General features: G+C 67.4%; 2 protein-coding genes. Both read right to left on the bottom strand.

Translation table 11 applies throughout. The features are described from left to right. Positions 1-199: 199 nt before the first annotated feature. The gene (locus EB084_24740; GenBank protein ID NDD31472.1) at positions 200-1,033 is read right to left on the bottom strand and encodes a WYL domain-containing protein; all 834 of its coding nucleotides are present in this window, start codon (positions 1,031-1,033) and stop codon (positions 200-202) included. Between the two features lie 58 nt (positions 1,034-1,091). Further along, the coding region (locus EB084_24735) for a hypothetical protein (GenBank protein ID NDD31471.1) at positions 1,092-1,796 on the bottom strand (705 nt) is incomplete at its 5' end.

Below are 1,796 nucleotides of genomic sequence, written 5' to 3'. Positions count from 1 at the left end.
TTGTCTGCGCACCCCCACTTGCGATGGGAGTGTTGTCTGCGCACCCCCAGGCACGGTGGGGGTGTTGTCTGCGCACCCCCACTTGCGATGGGAGTGTTGTCTGCGCACCCCCAGGCATGGTGGGAGTATTGTCTGCGCACCCCCAGCCTTCGTCGCTTGTGCCTCGTGGCTGGCGGGTGGGGGGGGCGGTTCGAACCTCTCAGCGCACCTCGCGAACCCGGTCGAGGCGGAACTGCTTGTCGCGCCCTTCGAGCTCGCAGCGGGCGAGCAGGAACGATGCGCCGTTGCTGCGCAGCAGCGAGATGGGGGTGACGGGGCGGGGCGCGATGCCCTTCGATCCGCCGTCATAGACGATGGTGACGATTCGTCGCTCTTCCATCGCAAGCGCGAGCGCCTCGAAGCCCGGCGGAGCCTCGATGGGCACCACATCGCCGTCGGCGAAGCCGAGCAGCGGTGTCAGCTGGTGCAGCTGCTCGAGGGTCTGCACATCGGGCCGGGTCTGCGCCAGTGCGAGGAAGAGGGCCCGCACGGCGTGGGCGTCGGCCAGGGCGCGGTGGGTTCCCCGGGGGAGCGAGAGAACGGTGCAGAGCGTCTCGAGCTTGTGGTTGGGCGCACGGGGCAGCAGCAGCCGCGCAAGCGCCAGCGTGTCGAGCACGGGCAGGGCGATGCCGCACTTCGAGAACGCGGCGCCCAGAAAGTTGAGATCGAAGGCTGCATTGTGCGCCATCACCAGGGTGTTGTCTGATTCGAGGAAGTCGACCAGCGTGGGCAGCACCTGTTCGACCGTCGGCTGCTCGGCCACCATCTCGTCGGAGATGCGATTGATCTGCTGGATCTCGGGCGCGATGGGTTCGCCGGGGTTGATGAGCTGCTGATATTCTGCGCGCACGCTGCCATCGAGCGTGAAGCGCACGGCTCCGATCTCGAGCAGCCTGCCGCTGATGGCGTAGAGCCCCGTGGTCTCGGTGTCGATGGCGACGAGCTCGATCTCATCGAGCCTGCGGTTGCGCATGGGAGTCGCCTCCTGTCTCATTCGATGTCTTGATTCTCGAAATGGGAAAGGGAGATCCTGCGCGACCAGGGCATCGATCTCAATGCGTGCCGCGCTGGCGGTCGGCGGCCCGAAGCAGGCCCTCGATCTCTCGCGTCATTCGCTCGGCGATGTGCGCGTGTCCTTCCGCGTTGGGATGGATGGAGTCGTACATCATCGACGGCACGCCGAACACGCCGTCGAGCACGTTCCTGACGTGCCACACCCCGCGACGTTCGCACGCGGCGCTCCAGGCCGAGGGGTAGGTCGTGGAGAGGGGAGAGGGGACCGAGACGTACATCACCATGGCCCCCCGCTGCTGGATGCGCTCGAAGATTGCGTCGAGGGTTGCGCGCATGTGGTCCGCGCCGGCCCGTGACATCATGTCGTTGCCTCCGAGCTCGACGACGACCAGTCGCGGATGGGTGTCGAGAACGCTGTCGAGACGCGCCAGCCCTCGGTCGGTGGTGTCGCCCGCCACGCTCTGGTTGACGACCGTCAGGTGCAGGCGCTGCGCCACCAGCGTGGGCCACGCGCGCTCCGTCCCCACGGTGTCACCGAACCCCGCGGGGATGCTGTCGCCCAGCACCGCCACCGTCTCACCAGGCGCACCCAGGTTGACCACCCTGCGATAGGGCCAGAGCAGATCGGGTCCCCACCACAGCGTGGGGACCAGCAGCAGCGCGATGACGAGCACCCGACGATCGAGGGCGCGCAGGCGTTCCATGGTCGTCAGACGTTCGACATCTCTCGCGCTCGCCCCGCT

The organism is Pseudomonadota bacterium, from assembly GCA_010028905.1.
Classification (GTDB): domain Bacteria; phylum Vulcanimicrobiota; class Xenobia; order RGZZ01; family RGZZ01; genus RGZZ01.
This window is presented reverse-complemented; position numbering and strand designations above follow the sequence as displayed.

Excerpts from the sequence above, each read along its gene's own strand:
- EB084_24740 (NDD31472.1), bottom strand. The coding sequence starts at position 1,033 with ATGAGACAGGAGGCGACTCCCATGCGCAACCGCAGGCTCGATGAGATC.